General features: G+C 56.2%; 16 protein-coding genes and 2 pseudogenes. 13 read left to right on the plus strand and 5 right to left on the minus strand.

Features of this window, described 5'->3' with window-relative positions; genetic code table 11:
- Positions 1-9: 9 nt before the first annotated feature.
- Positions 10-2,205: a ferric-rhodotorulic acid/ferric-coprogen receptor FhuE gene (gene fhuE, locus FND52_RS02680; protein ID WP_144129223.1), complete on the minus strand. Its 2,196-nt coding sequence runs from the start codon at positions 2,203-2,205 to the stop codon at positions 10-12.
- Positions 2,206-2,583: 378 nt separating this feature from the next.
- Here fhuE and FND52_RS02685 point away from each other — a divergent pair, with 378 nt between their 5' ends.
- The 9 genes from FND52_RS02685 (at position 2,584) to FND52_RS02725 (ending at position 9,891) form a co-directional block, all read left to right on the plus strand.
- Entirely contained in the window at positions 2,584-3,633 is a 1,050-nt protein-coding gene (locus FND52_RS02685; protein ID WP_144129224.1) for an NAD(P)-dependent alcohol dehydrogenase, read from the plus strand.
- 186 nt (positions 3,634-3,819) lie between these two features.
- Complete coding sequence (gene hinT / locus FND52_RS02690; protein WP_125292095.1) at positions 3,820-4,179, plus strand: purine nucleoside phosphoramidase; 360 nt, start codon at positions 3,820-3,822, stop codon at positions 4,177-4,179.
- A gap of 1 nt (position 4,180) precedes the next feature.
- A complete protein-coding gene (locus FND52_RS02695) occupies positions 4,181-4,555 on the plus strand; it encodes a YcfL family putative periplasmic lipoprotein (protein ID WP_144129225.1) in 375 nt (124 codons plus the stop codon).
- 12 nt (positions 4,556-4,567) lie between these two features.
- Positions 4,568-5,215, plus strand: coding sequence for a penicillin-binding protein activator LpoB (gene lpoB / locus FND52_RS02700; RefSeq protein WP_125292093.1), 648 nt, complete (start codon positions 4,568-4,570; stop codon positions 5,213-5,215).
- Positions 5,193-6,017, plus strand: coding sequence for a thiamine kinase (gene thiK, locus FND52_RS02705; RefSeq protein WP_144129226.1), 825 nt, complete (start codon positions 5,193-5,195; stop codon positions 6,015-6,017). The genes lpoB and thiK overlap by 23 nt, the downstream gene beginning before the upstream one ends.
- A 12-nt stretch (positions 6,018-6,029) precedes the next feature.
- Positions 6,030-7,055 (plus strand): beta-N-acetylhexosaminidase, encoded by a 1,026-nt coding sequence (gene nagZ, locus FND52_RS02710; RefSeq protein ID WP_144129227.1) that lies wholly within the window; start codon positions 6,030-6,032, stop codon positions 7,053-7,055.
- Between the two features lie 33 nt (positions 7,056-7,088).
- Positions 7,089-7,631 carry an alpha/beta hydrolase YcfP gene (gene ycfP / locus FND52_RS02715; RefSeq protein ID WP_125292090.1) on the plus strand — a complete coding sequence of 181 codons (543 nt, stop codon included), beginning with the start codon at positions 7,089-7,091 and terminating at the stop codon, positions 7,629-7,631.
- Between the two features lie 223 nt (positions 7,632-7,854).
- Complete coding sequence (locus FND52_RS02720) at positions 7,855-9,159, plus strand: NAD(P)/FAD-dependent oxidoreductase (RefSeq protein WP_125292089.1); 1,305 nt, start codon at positions 7,855-7,857, stop codon at positions 9,157-9,159.
- Between the two features lie 192 nt (positions 9,160-9,351).
- Positions 9,352-9,891, plus strand: a complete 540-nt coding sequence (locus FND52_RS02725; RefSeq protein ID WP_125292088.1) for a glycine zipper 2TM domain-containing protein — start codon at positions 9,352-9,354, stop codon at positions 9,889-9,891.
- Between the two features lie 587 nt (positions 9,892-10,478).
- Here FND52_RS02725 and FND52_RS02730 read toward each other — a convergent pair.
- Positions 10,479-12,011, minus strand: a complete 1,533-nt coding sequence (locus tag FND52_RS02730) for a SpoVR family protein (protein ID WP_125292087.1) — start codon at positions 12,009-12,011, stop codon at positions 10,479-10,481.
- 323 nt (positions 12,012-12,334) lie between these two features.
- On the opposite strand from FND52_RS02730, the gene FND52_RS02735 reads away from it, so the two are divergent.
- From FND52_RS02735 to FND52_RS22065, 3 genes and pseudogenes are all read left to right on the plus strand, one after another.
- Positions 12,335-13,633: a D-amino acid dehydrogenase gene (locus tag FND52_RS02735; RefSeq protein WP_144129228.1), complete on the plus strand. Its 1,299-nt coding sequence runs from the start codon at positions 12,335-12,337 to the stop codon at positions 13,631-13,633.
- A gap of 13 nt (positions 13,634-13,646) precedes the next feature.
- Positions 13,647-14,717: a catabolic alanine racemase DadX gene (gene dadX, locus FND52_RS02740; RefSeq protein ID WP_125292085.1), complete on the plus strand. Its 1,071-nt coding sequence runs from the start codon at positions 13,647-13,649 to the stop codon at positions 14,715-14,717.
- Positions 14,678-14,806 (plus strand): annotated as a pseudogene (locus FND52_RS22065) (hypothetical protein); the annotation flags it as partial. The gene dadX and the pseudogene FND52_RS22065, both read left to right, overlap by 40 nt.
- On the opposite strand, the pseudogene FND52_RS02745 reads toward FND52_RS22065, so the two are convergent.
- A pseudogene (locus tag FND52_RS02745) lies at positions 14,753-16,465 on the minus strand (potassium/proton antiporter); the annotation flags it as partial. The pseudogenes FND52_RS22065 and FND52_RS02745 overlap by 54 nt on opposite strands.
- A gap of 96 nt (positions 16,466-16,561) precedes the next feature.
- Positions 16,562-17,497 (minus strand): muramoyltetrapeptide carboxypeptidase, encoded by a 936-nt coding sequence (ldcA, locus tag FND52_RS02750; protein ID WP_144129229.1) that lies wholly within the window; start codon positions 17,495-17,497, stop codon positions 16,562-16,564.
- 139 nt (positions 17,498-17,636) lie between these two features.
- Here ldcA and emtA point away from each other — a divergent pair, with 139 nt between their 5' ends.
- Positions 17,637-18,248: a membrane-bound lytic murein transglycosylase EmtA gene (gene emtA, locus FND52_RS02755; protein WP_125292082.1), complete on the plus strand. Its 612-nt coding sequence runs from the start codon at positions 17,637-17,639 to the stop codon at positions 18,246-18,248.
- Here the strand turns inward: emtA and ycgR are convergent, their stop codons facing one another.
- Entirely contained in the window at positions 18,249-18,980 is a 732-nt protein-coding gene (ycgR, locus tag FND52_RS02760; RefSeq protein WP_125292081.1) for a flagellar brake protein YcgR, read from the minus strand.
- Positions 18,981-19,047: the final 67 nt, after the last annotated feature.

Genomic DNA, 19,047 nt, shown 5'->3' on the forward strand with positions numbered 1-19,047 from the left:
AGACAGGCATCAGAAGCTGTAGTTCGCGGTCACAGAGAAGTTGCGCGGCGCGCCGTAAACCCCGTAAGTGTCCAGATAGTCGTAATACTCTTTATCAAATACGTTGTTCAGGTTGGCCTGAACGGCGAAGTCTTTTGTCACCTGATAACGGGTAAATAGATCCACCACCGCATACCCGTTCTGGGATACGCGCGATACGCCATTCGGACCGTTGTCGATAAGGTTCCAGGTTTTATTCTGCCAGCGAACGCCACCGCCTACCGCTAACTCAGGCAGCATCGGCAGCTGATAGCGGGTAAACAGTTTGGCGGTAGTACGCGGCTGGGCCGGATTCACCGCATCCCCATTTTCGTCATCAGCGATATAGCGGCTGGCACCGAAGGTCAGCTGCCAGTTATCCGTCAGCGCGCCGTTCAGCTCAAACTCCACGCCTTTACTGACCGTACCGTCCACGGATTTATATGCAGTTTGCCCGCCGGAACCCGGAATGGCCTGACCGGTAGAAACCGCGACCTTATCCTGCTCGGTGCGGAATACCGACAGCGAAGCCGTCAGGCGCGTGTTGTCCCAGTCGCCTTTGATGCCCGCTTCATAGCTTTTACCGGTGGTAGGATCGAGGAATTCGCTATTGGCGTCACGTTGGCCGCTCGGCTGGAAGATTGAGGTATAGCTGGTATAGGCCGACCAGGTATCGTTGATGTCGTAAATCAGGCCCGCATACGGCGTAACATCGTCGAATTTGGTGTTACGAATTTCGTCTGGTTTACGCTCCAGGTTGTACTTTGCGCTCCACTCGGTATAACGCGCGCCCAGAATCAGGTGCAGCGGGTCGGCAAGCGACAGGCGAGTGGCAGCGTACACGGCTTTTTGACGGATCACGTCGCGCTGGTAAAGCGCCCACTCAGACCATTGCGGATCAGCCAGGTTGCCGTTGTAGTCATAAATGCTGCCCACGTCCATCAGACCGTAATTGTCGTTAACCGGATAAGAGTTATCGTAATTATTACGCTGGCGGCTGTAGCTGCCGCCGAACATCACTTCATGCTGGCGTCCTAACAGGTCGTAACCACCGCGCACAAACGCGTCAACAGAATCCTGCTTACGCTCGCCGCGGTTCCAGCCGCCCCATGCGCCCTGGAATTGCGATGCGTCATACAGTCCCGTGGTTTTGTCCGGGTAACCGTCGATATACATCAGCTTGCCGTCAAAATTGGTTTCGGCGTGCATGGCGTTAACCTTCATTTCCCAGCCGTCGCCAAAACGTTGCGTCAGGTTTGCAAAGACTTTGGAAGAATCACCATTGGAATAGGCCCAGTCGGCAGCGGTATTGAAACCACGGCGGAAATCAGTGCGGCTACCGTCGCTGAATAATGACGGGAATCCACCCCAGGTCGGGCTATCTTCTTCATTTTCCTGATAGTCATAACCCAGAGAGAGGGTGGTAGAGTCGGTAATATCCGCATCTACCACCCCGTAAACAAACTTCTTACGGTAGTGGTTACGCTCCAGCCAGGAGTCATTATCCTGATAACCGGCGATCACGCGTCCACGGACATCGCCCGACTCGGTCAGGGGCGCCTGAAGGTCCATCACATAGCGCTGTTTATCCCAACTGCCGTAAGTAGCGGAAACCGAACCTTTGAATTCTTTGCTGTCGGCATGCTTACGGACCATGTTGACGTAAGCAGAAGGGTTGCCGGTACCGCTCATCAGGCCAGCTGCGCCGCGCACCACTTCAATTTTTTCAAAAATAGCCGTGTCGCCTGCGGTATCGCCAAAGTTCCAGCGGTTATCCAGAAAGGTCGGCATATCTTCATAAGCAAAGTTGCTGATGAAGAAGCCACGTGCGAAGAAGTTGGTTCGGTGGCTGTCAATACGCGAAGCGCTTACACCGGTGGTGTTATCCAACACTTCACCGATGGTGTTGAGTTCCTGATCCTGCATGCGCTGCTGGCTGATCACACTAACAGACTGCGGAATATCGCGCGGAACCAGCAGCAGTTTGGTGCCAGTCGTCGTGGTTTTAACGCTGTAATCCTGGCTCTCTTCAGCCTGCGCGTTATCGGCAGAGGCTTCTACCAGCACGGTATCTTCAGACTGCGGCGCAGCGAACGCGCTGCTCACCGGCAGGGCGGCGCAAACGCACATCGCCAGCAGCGAGCGGTGCGGCAAAACATTTTTCCTGGTATTAACAACAAAAGACATGATTAACCCTTAATAAAAGACGCAAATTTTGCTGCGCGGCCCGGTTTTCCTGAGGGCGCATAGCTGTTGTGGGTGCAAGAAATATCAGAGATACGAATAAAAATGAGAACTATATGCATTTGATTGATTGGTGTAAACAAATGTAAGAGGGAAACTGAAACAGGATTCCGGAAACAGTGATAACGATCGCGCTGAAGGGTGCGTTAGTTAACGTCATTGATCCCGCCGCATCACGATTTCACAACATAAACAGCCGGATACGCGCCGGAAACCGATGTGATCCATGGCTGGATGCGGGGCGTAATTTTTCGCGCAGTGGTTATCAGCAGGGGGCGGGTCTACAGTGAATAGGTCTGTTTACAGCGAGAGAGAACAAAGATGAAAGTTTCAGGTTATGCAGCGCTTTCCCCCACAGAACCGTTAACGCCTTTCCAGGTTGAACGCCGTACCCCGCGCCCCGATGACGTGACGCTGGAGATTCTTTATTGCGGCGTGTGCCACTCCGATCTCCATCAGGCTCGTAACGACTGGGGCTTCAGTCAGTATCCGCTGGTGCCAGGCCATGAAATCATTGGCCGGGTCACGGCGGTGGGCGACAAGGTGACCAAATTTAAACCCGGCGATCTGGCGGGCATCGGCTGTATGGTGGATTCGTGTCGCGAATGTAACCCCTGCAAGCAGGGGCTGGAGCAGTACTGCGAAGAAGGCAACATCCAGACCTATAACGGTCAGGATCGCTTCGATCATCGCCCCACGTTTGGCGGGTACTCACAGGCTATTCTCGCCAGCGAAGATTTTGTGCTGCGTATCCCGGACGGCCTGGATTTAGAAGGTGCCGCACCGCTGTTATGCGCGGGTATCACCACCTGGTCGCCGCTCAAACGCTGGAATATTGGCGAGGGCAGCAAAGTGGCGGTAGTCGGTCTTGGCGGATTAGGGCATATGGCGCTTAAGCTGGCGAACGGGCTGGGCGCGGAGGTCACACTGTTTACCCGCTCGCCGGGCAAAGAAGAGGATGCGCGTCGGCTCGGGGCTCATCACGTGATTATTTCCACCGATCCGTCGCATATGGAACAGGTAAAAAACCAGTTCGACCTGATTATCGACACCGTGCCCTATACCCATGACATTAATCCCTATCTGCCGACGCTGACCCTTGACGGCACGCTGGTGTTTGTCGGCCTGCTTGGCGAGCTGCAGCCCTACGTCAACACCGTGCCGCTGATCCTGGGCCGCCGTTCCGTGGCGGGTTCGTGCATTGGCGGGATTGCGGAAACTCAGGAGATGCTCGATTTCTGCGCGCAGAAAGGCATCGTTTCCGACGTAGAAGTGATTAAAATTCAGGAGATCAACGAGGCTTACGAGCGGATGCTGAAAAGCGACGTAAAATACCGCTTCGTCATCGATATGGCATCTCTCACGGCGTAATCAGACGGTTTGTTTTGCTGGCGAACCGGCGAGACAAACCGATTTTGCCCACTGAATACCACGCAACCTATTGATTAAAACCAGTGTTTCATTTGTGGCAATCAGTGTGAGTGATATACTGAATCCACAGAGGCTCACTCGTTTACTGCGCTTTATAGCGCCGCAGCGTTAAATAAGGATACGGTCATGGCTGAAGAAACTATTTTTAGCAAAATCATTCGTCGCGAGATCCCAGCCGACGTCGTGTTTCAGGATGAACTGGTTACCGCGTTCCGCGATATCTCTCCGCAAGCGCCGACCCATATCTTAATCGTCCCAAATATTCTGATCCCCACCGTCAATGACGTCACGGCGGAACACGAGCAGGCGCTGGGCCGGATGCTGACCGTGGCGGCGAAAATCGCCGAGCAGGAAGGCATCGCCGAAGACGGCTACCGCCTGATTATGAACTGCAATCGCCACGGCGGGCAGGAGGTTTACCATATCCACATGCACCTGCTGGGTGGACGCGCGTTGGGGCCAATGCTCTCCCATAAAGGGCTGTAATATGAAACGTGCGTGCCTTCTGGCATTGTGTTCGCTGATGGTGCTGGCAGGGTGCAGCTCGCGCCCGGAAATCCCGGTAAGCGACCGGCAAACGCTGGTGATGGAGACCTCGGTGATGGCGGCTGGCGTTATTGCTGAAAAACCAGAATTATCCAGTCAATCCGGCAAGCTTGTCGCCACCAGTACGCTTTACAATGAAAAGGATGTGCCCGTAACGCTGAACTATCAATTTTACTGGTACGAAGAGAGCGGACTGGAATTGCATCCACTGGATAAGTCCGCCACGGTAATCATACCTGCGCACAGCCGTACCGTGCTGAATGCGGCGTCGCCATTTTTGGGCGCCAGCCAGGTTCGACTCTATCTCTGGTTATAAGGGGTGATATTAATGAGGGCGATGCCTCGTTTTTGGCTACTGGCGACAGTAGCGTTAATACTTTCTGGGTGTGTAATGCGTGGGCAACAGGAGCCTGCGCCGGTGGATCAAGCCACACCTGCGCCACAGCAACCGGTACCGACGCCTCAGCCGGTGCCAACCGTGCCGTCGGTGCCTTCAGTGCCGTCGCAGCCGGGCCCGATTGAACATCAGGAACCAACACCGGCAGAGCCGAAAGTGCGCCAGTACGACTGGAGCGGCGCGGTGCAACCGATGGTTGGCAAAATGTTGCAGGCGGGCGGCGTGAATGCGGGCAGCGTGCTGCTGGTGGATTCGGTCAACAACCGTACTAACGGTTCGCTGCAAACCGGTCCGGCCACTGAAGCGCTGCGCAATGCGCTGGCCAACAACAACACTTTCACCCTGGTTTCCGCGCAGCAGCTGTCGATGGCGAAGCAGCAGCTTGGCCTCTCTCCACAGGACAGCTTAGGAACGCGCAGTAAGGCGATCGGCATTGCCCGTAACGTTGGCGCACACTATGTGCTGTATACCAGCGCCAGCGGCAACGTCGGCGCGCCGACTCTGCAAATGCAACTGATGCTGGTGCAAACCGGCGAAATTATCTGGTCAGGTAAAGGTGCGGTTTCCCAAATCCAGTGATGCGGCATTAAACGCACTGCTTCAATCCCGGTTTCCGGCGGCTCAGGCCGCCGGTTCTGTTTCTCCACTGCCCGGCTCCAGCGGTCAGAGCCTGCGCCTCGAATGGGCTGGCGTTCCGCTGGTCGCCCGGCGCGACGTCGGCAACCTGCAATCCGGCGTCAGCCTGCGCCGCCACTATCGCGCACTCAGGCATCTTGCCCCTGGCCTCGGGCCAAAACCTTATGCGCTGGGCGACGGCTGGCTGGTCAGCGAATTTATCAGCGGCGACGTGGTCGAAACCTTACCCGATGCGGGTGAGCTGGCCGCGCTGCTGTATACTCTGCATCAGCAGCGACGATTCGGCTGGCGAATTCAGCTGTTACCGCTGCTGTTGAGCTACTGGCAGCAGAGCGATCCGGCCCGGCGCACGCCGCTATGGTTGCGCACCTTACAACGGCTACGCGCGCAGGGCGAACCGCGCCCGCTACGCCTCGCGCCGCTGCATATGGATCTCCATGCGGGTAATATGGTACGCAGTGCGGGCCAGCTACGGCTGATCGACTGGGAATACGCCGGAGACGGCGATGTGGCGCTGGAAATCGCCGCCGCCAGTCTGGATGAAAGCGACCGACAAACATTAATCGGCGACTATGCGCAGCGTGCTGCACTTGACCCGCAACAGCTGGGTTTGCAGGTTGCGCGCTGGCGGCCCTGGACCGTCGCCCTGATGGCGGGCTGGTACGAGCGCCATTTCTGGCAAACGCGCGATAGCCAGTTTATTACACTTGCCAATGATGCCTGGAACAGGCTTAAGAATAATTAACCGGAGGTTGATGTGGGACCAGTAATGCTGGATGTGGCGGGCTTCGAGCTGGATGCCGAAGAGCGCGAGATTTTAAACCATCCGCTGGTGGGCGGGCTGATCCTGTTTACCCGCAATTACCACGATCCGGCACAGTTGCGCGAACTGGTGCGGCAAATCCGCGCGGCGTCCCGACATCGCCTGGTGGTGGCGGTGGACCAGGAGGGCGGGCGCGTTCAGCGCTTCCGCGAAGGGTTTACCCGCTTGCCGGCGGCGCAATCCTTCGCCGAACTGTACGGCGAAGAAGAGGGCGCGAAACTGGCGTTTGACGCCGGATGGCTAATGGCCAGCGAAATGATCGCCATGGATATCGACATCAGCTTTGCGCCGGTGCTCGATCTCGGTCACATCAGCGCCGCCATTGGCGAGCGTTCATTCCATGCCGACCCGGCGATTGCCCTGCGCGTCGCGGAGCAGTTTATCGACGGGATGCACAGCGCCGGAATGAAAACCACCGGCAAGCATTTCCCCGGCCACGGTGCGGTGCTGGCGGATTCCCATAAAGAGACGCCGCGCGATCCCCGTCCGGAAGAAGAGATCCGCAGCCACGATATGTCGATCTTTAAAAACCTGATCCTCGATAACAAGCTCGACGCCATCATGCCTGCGCATGTGATTTATCCGGAGGTAGATGACCGCCCGGCCAGCGGCTCGCCGCACTGGCTGAAAACGGTGCTGCGCGGCGAATTAGGCTTTGATGGGGTGATTTTCTCCGACGACCTCTCCATGGAGGGCGCGGCAATTATGGGCAGCTATGCCGAGCGCGGTCAGGCCTCGCTGGATGCTGGCTGTGACATGATCCTGGTTTGTAATAATCGTGAAGGCGCGGTTAGCGTGTTAGATAACCTGTCGCCGATCAATGCTGAACGTGTTACGCATTTGTATCATAAAGGTTCATTTTCGCGCAGCGAACTGCTTGCCTCATCGCGCTGGAAGCAGGTGAATCGCGCGCTGGAAGCGCAGCATGAGCGCTGGCAGGCCCATAAAGCAGGGCTGTAATCGTTTATCGGTAAGCGGCAGGGTGAGGTAACGATGATAATTTATTTACACGGTTTCGACTCAAGCAGTCCGGGTAACCATGAAAAAGTGTTGCAACTGCAATTTATCGATCCGGACGTGCGGCTGATCAGCTACAGCACGCTGCACCCCAAACACGACATGCAACATCTGCTGCGTGAAGTGGACAAGATGCTACAGTTAAATGCGGATGACCGACCGCTGATTTGCGGCGTCGGGCTTGGCGGCTACTGGGCCGAGCGGGTGGGGTTCCTGTGCGATATCCGTCAGGCCATCTTCAACCCAAATCTGTTCCCCTATGAAAATATGGAAGGGAAGATCGACCGCCCGGAAGAGTACCAGGACATCGCCACCAAGTGCGTGGAGAATTTTCGCGAGAAAAACCGCGACCGCTGCCTGGTGCTGTTATCCCGTAATGACGAGGCGCTCGACAGCCAGCGTTCGGCCCAGGTGCTGCTTCCGTATTACGAAATCGTCTGGGACGAGCAGCAGACCCACAAATTTAAAAACATTTCGCCCCATTTGCAGCGCATCAAGGCGTTTAAAACCCTCGGATAAGCGATGCAGCGGTCAAAAATGTTAACGGGTCAGCCATGTGCTGGCCCTTTTTGTTGAAGTTTTCGGCAGAAAAATTGATTCACATCAAATTTGGTATGACCATTGACCCGTTCATGTTATTCTTTGGTCAACAGGATGAGGAAACGCGGGTAACCCTTTGTTAATTAAAAGCTATTTATATAACTTTTAGTTAACAATTGGTTAATAATTTAAGGGGGTCACGTTGACTACGCCATTGAAAAAGATTGTGATTGTCGGCGGCGGTGCTGGCGGGCTGGAGCTGGCGACGCAGCTGGGTAAAAAGCTGGGTCGCGGTAAAAAAGCCAAAATCACCCTGGTCGATCGCAATCACAGCCATCTGTGGAAACCGCTGCTGCACGAAGTGGCTACCGGCTCCCTCGACGAAGGCGTGGATGCGCTGAGCTATCTGGCCCACGCGCGTAACCATCATTTCCAGTTCCAGTTGGGTTCGGTGGTAGACATCAATCGCGAAAGCAAAACCATCACCCTGGCGGAGCTGCGCGACGAGAAGGGCGAACTGCTGGTGCCGGAACGCAAACTGGCCTATGACACGCTGGTGATGGCGCTGGGCAGTACCTCTAACGACTTCAACACCCCGGGCGTGAAAGAGAACTGCATTTTCCTGGATAACCCGCACCAGGCGCGGCGCTTCCATCAGGAAATGCTTAACCTGTTCCTGAAATACTCTTCCAACCTCGGTGCCAGCGGCAAAGTGAACATCGCTATTGTCGGCGGCGGAGCGACGGGCGTTGAGCTGTCGGCAGAGCTGCATAACGCGGTGAAGCAGTTGCACAGCTACGGATACAAGGGCTTAACCAACGAGGCGCTCAACGTCACGCTGGTAGAAGCAGGCGAACGCATTCTTCCGGCGCTGCCGCCACGCATTTCCAGCGCCGCCCACAGCGAACTCACTAAACTGGGCGTGCGGGTGTTGACCAACACCATGGTGACCAGCGCGGAAGCCAACGGCCTGAATACCAAAGACGGCGAGTTTATTAAAGCGGATCTGATGGTCTGGGCCGCAGGCATCAAAGCGCCGGACTTTATGAAAGATATCGGCGGGCTGGAAACCAACCGCATCAATCAGCTGGTGGTTGAGCCGACGCTGCAAACCACGCGTGACCCGGATATTTTCGCCATTGGCGACTGCGCCTCCTGCGCCCGTCCGGAAGGCGGCTTCGTCCCGCCGCGCGCCCAGGCAGCGCATCAGATGGCCTCCCTGGCGCTGGACAACATTCTGGCGCAGTACAAGAACAAGCCGCTCAAGAACTACGTCTATAAAGACCACGGTTCGCTGGTGTCGCTTTCTAATTACTCCACCGTGGGCAGCCTGATGGGTAACCTGATGCGCGGTTCGATGATGGTGGAAGGGCGTATCGCGCGCTTCGTGTACATTTCTTTGTACCGTATGCATCAGATTGCCCTGCACGGCTACATCAAAACTGGTTTGATGATGCTGGTAGGCAGCATCAACCGGGTTATTCGCCCACGCCTGAAGCTGCATTAATCCCACTCACCCTCCCGCCTGTCGCGGGAGGGTTTTAGCACAAATCAGCGGGATTTCGCTTAAGTCACATCGGACTCCTCTGAAACCCCCGTCTTACACCACATATTCCTCGTTTTTACGCCTTCGTCTGATGTTTTACTCTTACATCCGGTTGCACAATTGTTATGAATAACACAGCCAGGAGGATGTCCTGTGAACAAATCAATGTTAGCGGGTATAGGGATTGGCGTCGCAGCCGCGCTGGGTGTGGCTGCAGTAGCCAGCTTAAATGTATTCAATCCCGCGCCTAAGTACGCGCAGGTGGTTTCCGCCACGCCGATAAAGGAAACGGTCAAAACGCCGCGTAAAGAGTGTCGCAACGTCACCGTGACGCACCGTCGTCCGGTGCAGGATGAAAACCGTCTTGCCGGTTCGGTGCTGGGCGCGGTAGCAGGCGGCGTGATTGGTCACCAGTTCGGCGGTGGACGCGGCAAAGATATCGCCACGGTCGCGGGCGCACTGGGCGGCGGCTATGCGGGTAACCAGATTCAGGGAGCCATGCAGGAGCGCGATACCTACACCACCACCCAACAGCGTTGCCAGACAGTCTATGACAAGTCCGAGAAGATGATCGGCTATGACGTCACCTATAAAATCGGCGATCAGCAGGGCAAAATCCGCATGGATAAACAGCCCGGCGAGACCATTCCGCTGGATAGCAACGGCCAGCTGATTTTGAATAACAACGCGTAAAAAAAGATTTATCAAATGATTAGCCCCTCAAGCGCTCAGGCGGAGGGGCTTTTTTTGTGCCCGAGAGGAGCCAGGCGGGTCTAGATGATGTTATGTTGTCTAATTAACAATAAGCCGGTGATAAGCACCGACACAAAGGCGAAAAGTACCGTACCGCCTAATAACACCCAGAGACCGCACAACACCGTAATGACTATTAACACTTTCAGTAAAGGTAATAGCATGATCATATTATTTTCCTTCTGCAGGTGTAGCCAGATGGTGGAATACACTCCTGTTGTATCGTGCTGCAGTGCTCAAATCGAAAAATCCGTGTGAATGCGTCGTCCTGACGGGATGTTCTCCACTGTAAAGCTGTGTCAACGCTAATCATTAGCTAACGAATAATCCGTGTTGATGCTAAAAATTCTAGTCACACCCGGTAATATATTTATAAACTTTTACCTATCGTTAATATAGGGAATACCTATCAGGAAGGTGGGGCGAGAAAAGTTGATACATTACGGAAGGTTATAGGCCAGCGTCGCAACCCACAAAAAAACCTGGCGCGATACAGGCTCGGCACCAGGTTGAGTGGAAGAATAAATTTACAGCGTATTCATACGCGGCGGGCAGCGATCCAACAGTTCTACGCTTCCGTCTTCATTCTGTTGCTCCAGCATCACGTCAAATCCCCACAGGCGGTGTACGTGCTTCAGCACTTCCCGGCGGCCCTTATCGAGCGGCGCGCGGTTATGCGGAATATAACGCAGGGTTAACGAACGGTCGCCGCGCAAATCGACATTCCACACCTGAATATTCGGTTCCAGATTGCTCAGGTTGTACTGTGAAGAAAGCTTGTTGCGAATTTCACGGTAGCCTTCTTCGTTGTGGATGGCGGAAATTTCCAGATAGTTATTGCGATCGTCATCCAGCACGGTAAACAGGCGGAAATCGCGCATCACCTTCGGCGACAGGAACTGGCTGATAAAGCTCTCATCTTTAAAATCACGCATCGCGAAGTGCAGCGTATCCAGCCAGTCCGCACCGGCGATATCCGGGAACCAGTAGCGGTCTTCTTCAGTCGGCGACTGGCAGATCCGCTTGATGTCCTGGAACATGGCAAAGCCCAGCGCATACGGGTTAATGCCGTTATACCACGGGCTGTTATAGGGCGGCTGAAACACCACATTGGTATGGCTGTGCAAAAATTCCAGCATAAAGCGCTCGGTCACTTTCCCTTCATCGTAGAGATGATTCAGGATGGTGTAGTGCCAGAACGTCGCCCAACCTTCGTTCATCACCTGGGTCTGTTTCTGCGGGTAAAAATACTGGCTGACCTTACGCACAATGCGCAGGATCTCACGCTGCCACGGCTCCAGCAGCGGCGCGTTTTTCTCCATAAAATAGAGCAGGTTTTCCTGCGGCTCGGACGGATAGCGGCGCTCGGCTTCCACCGTTTTTTCCTCTTCCCGGCGCGGCAGGGTGCGCCACAGCATATTCACCTGGCTTTGCAGGTACTCTTCACGGCTTTTCTGGCGCGCTTTCTCCTCCTGCAACGAGATTTTCTGCGGGCGCTTGTAGCGGTCTACCCCGTAATTCATCAGGGCGTGACAGGAGTCCAGCAGCCGCTCCACTTCATCCACGCCGTAGCGCTCTTCGCACTCGGTAATATAGCCGCGGGCAAAGATCAGGTAATCGACAATCGAGCTGGCGTCGGTCCAGCTGCGGAACAAATAGTTATTTTTGAAGAATGAGTTATGCCCGTAGCAGGCGTGGGCCATTACCAGCGCCTGCATGGTAATGGTGTTCTCTTCCATCAAATAGGCAATGCAGGGGTTAGAGTTGATAACGATTTCATAGGCCAGCCCCTGCTGACCGTGCTTGTAGAGCCTTTCGGTCTCGATGAACTTTTTACCAAACGACCAGTGGGGATAGTTAATCGGCATCCCGATACTGGAATAGGCATCCATCATCTGTTCGGAGGTGATGACTTCAATTTGATGCGGGTACGTCTCGAGGCGGTACAGCTTCGCCACTCTATCAATTTCAGCAAGATAGATATCCAGCAGATCGAACGTCCAGTCTGGCCCATCGCTCAGGCGACGGGAATCCCTTGTTTCGGAATCAATAATAGCCATCAGCGCGCCCTCATTGTTGCGGAACCCTCTGCACGGGGAACCTTACCTACAAAGCATAGAACACAGCGGAAAAATCCGTGGCTTAACGAAATTTTTTTCTCCGCGATTTAGTGATCCAGAACAGGGGATTTGCCGCCGGGCATTAGCATTTTATCTTGCAGAATTTTACGCCGAAGCAGGAGATGCTATTTTCCAGCATCCTGTGCTGGCTGGGCAAGATGTGAGGTTAGTCACCATAAAAAAAGCCTATGTTGAATAATATTTTCTTCTGAGTTATCAATTTGTAATCAGAAGATTATTCTTTCGGTTAAATCGGAGTGGATATGCGAGTCGTTGTGCTGGGAAGTGGCGTGGTGGGAGTGACCAGCGCCTGGTATTTACGTCAGCAGGGTCATGACGTCACCGTCATCGACCGGGAGCCGGATGCGGCGCTGGAAACCAGCGCCGCCAACGCCGGGCAGATCTCGCCGGGTTACGCCGCCCCCTGGGCCGCGCCGGGCGTACCGTTGAAAGCGATCAAATGGATGTTCCAGCGCCATGCGCCGCTGGCGATCAGCCTTGACGGCTCCAGTTTTCAGCTTAAATGGATGTGGCAGATGTTGCGTAACTGCGATACCCGCCACTACATGGAAAACAAAGGCCGCATGGTGCGTCTGGCGGAATACAGCCGCGACTGCCTGAAACAACTGCGCACCAGTACCGGCATCGCCTACGAAGGAAGACAGGGCGGCACGCTGCAACTGTTTCGCACTGAACAGCAGTATCAAAGCGCGGCGAAGGATATTGCGGTGCTGGAAGACGCGGGCGTACCGTATCAACTGCTGGAATCCCATCGGCTGGCGGAAGTGGAGCCGGCTCTGGCGGATGTAGCCCACAAGCTGACCGGCGGTTTACAACTGCCGAATGATGAAACCGGCGACTGCCAGTTATTCACCCAACGTCTGGCGCGTATGGCCGCCGACGCGGGCGTGGTGTTCCGCTACAACACCCCGGTAGACAGCCTGCTGTATGAGGGCAACCAGATCTACGGCGTCCAGTGCGGCCAGGAAGTGGTCAAAGCCGACGCTTACGTAATGGCTTTTGGCTCGTATTCCACCGCGATGCTCAGGGGCATTGTCGATATTCCGGTCTATCCTTTGAAGGGCTACTCTCTGACGATCCCCATCGCCGAAGAGAGCGGGGCGCCGATGTCGACGGTTCTCGACGAAACGTACAAAATCGCCATTACCCGTTTTGATTCCCGCATCCGGGTCGGCGGCATGGCGGAGATTGTCGGCTTTAATACCGCGCTGCTGCAACCGCGCCGCGAAACCCTCGAAATGGTGGTGCGCGATCTCTATCCGCGCGGCGGGCACGTTGAGCAGGCTACGTTCTGGACCGGGCTGCGGCCCATGACCCCGGACGGCACGCCGATTGTCGGGCGCACCCCGTATAAGAATTTATGGCTGAACACCGGGCATGGCACCCTGGGCTGGACCATGGCCTGCGGCTCCGGCCAGTTGATCAGCGATCTGATTTCCGGGCGCACCCCGGCGATTCCTTTTGACGATCTTGGCGTGGCGCGTTACTCCTCCGGGTTCCGCCCAACGTCATCCCATCGTTTACACGGGGCGCACCAATAACACAGGAGTAGACATGGCTCGTCCAATTGTCGCGCGTCTCGACTTGCAAGCATTGCGGCAAAATCTTCAGGTGGTGCGCTCAGCCGCACCCCATTCCCGGGTGTGGTCGGTGGTCAAAGCGAATGCCTATGGACACGGTCTTGACCGCGTCTGGTCAGGCCTTTCCGGCACCGACGGCTTCGCGATGCTCAATATTGAAGAGGCGATTTTACTGCGTGAACGCGGCTGGAAAGGCCCGATTCTGATGCTGGAGGGGTTTTTCCATGCCGATGAGCTGGCGCTGTTTGACCGCTACCGTTTAACCACCAGCCTGCACAGTAACTGGCAGGTGAAAGTGCTGGCCAATGCCCGGCTGAACGCGCCCATCGACGTATATCTTAAAATCAACAGCGGGATGAACCGGCTGGGCTTTACGCCGGATCGGGTTCAGACGGTGTGGCGGCAGCTGCGCGAGCTGAAAAACGTCGGCCAACTGACGTTAATGGCGCATTTCGCCGACGCCGAACACCCGGACGGCATTGCCGAACCGCTGGCGCGCATCGAGCAGGCGGCGGAAGGGCTCGACAGCCCGCGCTCGCTGGCCAACTCCGCCGCCACGCTGTGGCACCCGGAAAGCCATTTCGACTGGGTGCGCCCGGGGATTGTGCTGTATGGCGCATCGCCGAGCGGGCAGTGGCGCGATGTCGCTACCTCCGGACTTAAACCGGTAATGACCCTGAATAGCGAAATCATCGGCATTCAGAATCTGAAGGCCGGGGATACGGTGGGCTACGGCAGTCTTTACAAGGCGACTGGCGAGCAGCGTATCGGCGTGGTGGCCTGCGGCTATGCCGACGGCTACCCGCGCCAGGCACCCACCGGTACGCCGGTGATGGTCGATGGCGTGCGCACCCAACTGGTGGGACGGGTGTCGATGGATATGCTAACGGTGGACTTAACGCCGTGCCCGCAGGCGGGCATCGGCAGTTCGGTGGAGCTGTGGGGCGACAACATCAAAATCGACGATGTGGCCGCGCCCTCGGGCACCGTAGGTTATGAACTGATGTGCGCGCTCGCGCCGCGCGTGCCGGTGGTCACTCAGTAATCACGCACCGGGGCGGATCACTCCGCCTCGGGTTCCGGCACCCGCAGGCCCACTTTGCGGATCTGGTTATCCTCTTTCTCCGCCACGGTCCAGGTCATCCCGGCAAACTCAATCTGATCGCCAACAACCGGTGCCGCGCCGAGCTGCGCCAGCATCATTTCGCCAATGGTTTGCTGGGCATCATCCGCGTCTTTGGCTTCCAGACCGTAAATAAACGCCACATCGGCGAATTTGGCGCTGGCTTCGAGGATAAAGTCGCCGAAGAAGCGCTGATCCAGCTCCACCGGCGGCGACTGGCTGAACAGCTTACCAAGCGCCGGTAAGTCGCGCTCGCGGCCAATCACGCACAGAATATCCCCTTCCTGAAGGCGGGTACTGCCGTTAGGGTGCAGCAGCTGATTATTGCGGAACAGCGCCGCGATGCGGGTCTCTTTCGGCATATGCAAATCACGCAGCGCCGCGCCCACGCACCATTTCTCTTCGCTGAGCTGGTAAACAAACTGCTCCCACGGGTTTTCCGGATGGATATCCAGCCCGACGCGGGAAATCGGCACCCCCACCGGCGGCACCACGACTTTGGCTTTTTTGGCCGCCCAGCTCAGCGATGTACCCTGTAACAGCAGCGACACCAGCACCACAAAGAACGCCACGTTAAAGAACAGCCGCGAGTTCTCAAGGCCGGCCATCATCGGGAACACGGCGAGAATAATTGGCACCGCGCCGCGCAGCCCCACCCAGCTAATAAAGATCCGCTCGCGCAGATTAAAGCCGCGGAACGGCAGCAGGCCCAGGAACACCGACAGCGGACGGGCAAACAGGATCATCCACAGCGACAGCAGCAGCGCCGGAATCGCGATGGCGAGTAAATCTGATGGATTGACCAGCAGGCCCAGCACCAGGAACATGCCGATCTGCGCCAGCCAGGCCAGACCGTCAAAGTTTTGCAGAATAGCATAGCGGTTGCGGATCGGGCGGTTGCCCAACAGGAATCCGCACAGGTACACCGCCAGGATGCCGCTGCCGTCTATCGCCGTGGTAATGGCGAAGATCATGATGCCGCCGCTGAGCGCCAGCAGCGGATACAGCCCCTGGGGCATAGAAATGCGGTTGATCATCTGCAACAGCAGGAAGCCGCCGCCCAGACCGACGATAATGCCGAGCCCGAACTGCTGGATGATTTCCCAGGCGAACATCCAGCTAAGTGTACTGGTGTGGTGCTGGATCATCTCAATCAGGGTGATGGTCAGGAACACCGCCATCGGGTCGTTGCTGCCGGATTCAATTTCCAGCGTCGCGCCCACACGCTCGTTCAGCCCCTTGCCGCCGAGCAGGGAAAACACCGCCGCCGCATCCGTTGAGCCGACAATCGCGCCAATCAGCAAGCCTTCCATAATCGGCAGGCCGAACAGCCACGCCGCCGCCATGCCGGTCAGCCCCGAGGTGATCAACACCCCAACGGTCGCCAGCGACAGTGCCGGGCCCAGCGCCACGCGAAACGAACTCGCCTGGGTGCGCATCCCGCCGTCCAGCAGGATCACCGCCAGCGCCAGGTTACTGATCAAATAGGCGAGAGGGTAGTTATCGAAAGGAATGCCGCCGACGCCATCGATTCCCGCCAGCATGCCGATGGCGAGAAAGATAACCAGAATAGGGATACCGAGACGGGAAGAAAACGAACTTAATAAAATGCTACAGGTAACCAGCACCGAACCCAGAATAAACAGACTAAAAATCGCCCCGCCGTCCAACGTTATCGTTCTCCTTCATCATGCTGTTATCAAGGCGGCGCAACGCCGCCGGGTCTATTTTGGTATACCACAATTAGGCCGTGAATGAGGGACTAATTAACGATGTGAATGATTATTTCCGGAATTATTCACCACGGGATGACCTTTGACGGTGAGCGACACCTGATTAGCGTCACAGATAAGGCTACCCATCGCGCCCAGCGGCAGCGTCACGGTACGCTGCTCGTGACCAAAATCCAGACCGGGAATTACCGGGATCGCCAGACGCTGGCGCAGGGTCTCGATCATTGCACCCAGATCGTAGCCGTTATCGTAATCGTTGGGTTTGCTGGCGCTAAAGCTGCCGAGCACCAGCGCGCGCTGCCGGTTGAGAATGCCCGCCTGATGCAGTTGCAACAGCATCCGCTCGATGCGGTACGGGTGTTCGTTGATGTCCTCCACCACCAGAATGCCGCCTTCAATGTCCGGCATCCACGGGGTGCCCAGCAGCGAACACAGCATTGCCAGATTACCGCCCCAGATAGTGCCGTGCGCCTGGCAGTCTGGCGCACGAGTTTGCCACTCCAGGGTGAATTCCGGCGATGTCACAGCCTGCCAGAAGTGGTGCCACGTAAACGCGTTCATTTCCGGCGCGCCAAAATTGCCCGCCAGCATCGGCCCGCAGAACGTGATGACATTTTCGGTCGCCAGCAGCTGTAGCTGCACGGCGGAAAAATCGCTGTGCCCGCAAATGACCAGCGGGTTGCGGCGCTGGCGCGCGGCGATTGCGGAATAGTCTATATTTTCCAGCAGGCGCGTGACACCGTAACCGCCGCGCACCGCCAGCACGATATCGGAATTGGTTAAGGTCGCCAGTTGATTGATATCGTAAAGGCGCGCCGCATCATCCCCGGCAAACCTTTGAAAACGCCGGGAAATAACTGCCTGATTGCTCACCTGATGTCCCGCCTCGGTGAGCCGCTGTACACCGCGCTGCGCGGCCTCCTGCGCAATGCAATAACCGGATGGAGCGATGAGATGGATGCGGGACATGGCATTTCCTTGCTGATTTATTACATAGAATGGTTATCATGCCGCTAACATTGATTGTTGTCATCCGTCGAGTGGTTGGTGAAGCACACTCCCGGCGGGGTTTTGATGCCGATTTGGCAAAACAAAAAGGATAGTTTGCGTGAATTTTAAATGGCTGATTGTACTGGTCCTGTTTCTGGCAGGATGTTCCTCTACTCCCGACTATAAAAATCCACCCTGGAACCCTGAAGTTCCGGTTAAACGCGCCATGCAGTGGTATCCCATCAGCGAGAAAGCCGGTGCGGCCTGGGGCGTCAGTCCGCGGCTGATCACCGCCATTATTGCTATTGAATCCGGTGGCAATCCCAATGCGGTCAGTAAATCCAACGCCGTCGGCCTGATGCAGCTCAAAGCCTCCACTTCCGGGCGCGATGTCTATCGCCATATGGGCTGGAGCGGGCAGCCGTCCACCAGCGAGCTGAAAAACCCCGAGCGCAATATTTCTATGGGAACGGCGTACCTGAGCATTCTCGAACACGGCGCGCTACAGGGCATCCAGGACCCCACAACCATGCAATACGCGCTGATGGTGTCGTATGCCAACGGTGCAGGCGCGCTGCTGCGCACCTTCTCGTCGGATCGCCGCAAGGCGATTGATAAGATCAACGATCTCAGCCCGGATGAATTTGTCGAGCACGTGCAAAAAAATCATCCGTCTCCGCAGGCCCCCCGCTATATCTGGAAAATGCAGCAGGCCATGGACGTGATGTAATCAGCGGACTTTATTGGCTTTTTCGCGTGCGATACGCTCCAGCGCGAAGATAATTCGCTGGAGCTCCCGCTCCGCCGCCGGGTTGATGTTAAGAAAACGGAAGCTCAGGCGGGGCGTCACAACCGTCTCATTTTTACTGCTCACCGTCAGGCGTTCGGAAATGGTGATCAGCTGCATATCGAAGTGAAACGTTCCCCATTCGCCCAGCTCAATTTTAACCTGGGAAAACAGCTGCCCTTCCTGAAGCCCTTCGGGCACCGGGCCGTCAACCAGCGCGCCCATCCCACCGAGGGATAAATCCGCCAGCCGAAAACGAAAGGCGCTGCCGCTGGTCAGCGTTGCTTCGCAATAAAAAACAGGGGAAAGCGGGGCGGGAATACGAAAATACTCGCGACGCTGCACAAACCACAGGGAAGGGGGAAGCTGGGTGATGAAGGCTGGAAGGCTCTGGTAATCGCCCGCTTTCAGCTGCGGCAAATTGAACTCAATCTTCGCGCCCTGGGTTTCGGCGGAAATCTGGATATCACTGGCTTCCTGCACCGATTTGTTTTCATGATTCTGGCTGCCGAAGTCCATCACCAACTGGCTGGCGTCAACGTCGAGAATGCGGCTGATCAACTGCTGGCTGCCCCAGGAGATACGGATCGGCACGCGATTCTTGTGCAAATCCCGTAAAACGCCCAACACGGCCAGCGGATGATGTTTCAGAAACTGCTCATTATAGGTACTCACGTCCCCGATCCCTGCTCTGTACAAAGTGATGGCAAGAATATCGGCAACGCGGCAAAAAACTTAATAC

Origin of the sequence: Atlantibacter subterraneus, from assembly GCF_007570865.1 — a bacterium.
GTDB lineage: Bacteria > Pseudomonadota > Gammaproteobacteria > Enterobacterales > Enterobacteriaceae > Atlantibacter > Atlantibacter subterraneus.

Bases quoted from the DNA above. Each gene is read 5' to 3' on its own strand.
- hinT (WP_125292095.1), top strand. From the start codon at position 3,820: ATGGCTGAAGAAACTATTTTTAGCAAAATCATTCGTCGCGAGATCCCA.
- ldcA (WP_144129229.1), bottom strand. From the start codon at position 17,497: ATGTCCCGCATCCATCTCATCGCTCCATCCGGTTATTGCATTGCGCAG.
- lpoB (WP_125292093.1), top strand. From the start codon at position 4,568: ATGAGGGCGATGCCTCGTTTTTGGCTACTGGCGACAGTAGCGTTAATA.
- fhuE (WP_144129223.1), bottom strand. From the start codon at position 2,205: ATGTCTTTTGTTGTTAATACCAGGAAAAATGTTTTGCCGCACCGCTCG.
- FND52_RS02695 (WP_144129225.1), top strand. From the start codon at position 4,181: ATGAAACGTGCGTGCCTTCTGGCATTGTGTTCGCTGATGGTGCTGGCA.
- FND52_RS02730 (WP_125292087.1), bottom strand. From the start codon at position 12,011: ATGGCTATTATTGATTCCGAAACAAGGGATTCCCGTCGCCTGAGCGAT.
- FND52_RS02735 (WP_144129228.1), top strand. From the start codon at position 12,335: ATGCGAGTCGTTGTGCTGGGAAGTGGCGTGGTGGGAGTGACCAGCGCC.
- ycfP (WP_125292090.1), top strand. From the start codon at position 7,089: ATGATAATTTATTTACACGGTTTCGACTCAAGCAGTCCGGGTAACCAT.
- dadX (WP_125292085.1), top strand. From the start codon at position 13,647: ATGGCTCGTCCAATTGTCGCGCGTCTCGACTTGCAAGCATTGCGGCAA.
- FND52_RS02685 (WP_144129224.1), top strand. From the start codon at position 2,584: ATGAAAGTTTCAGGTTATGCAGCGCTTTCCCCCACAGAACCGTTAACG.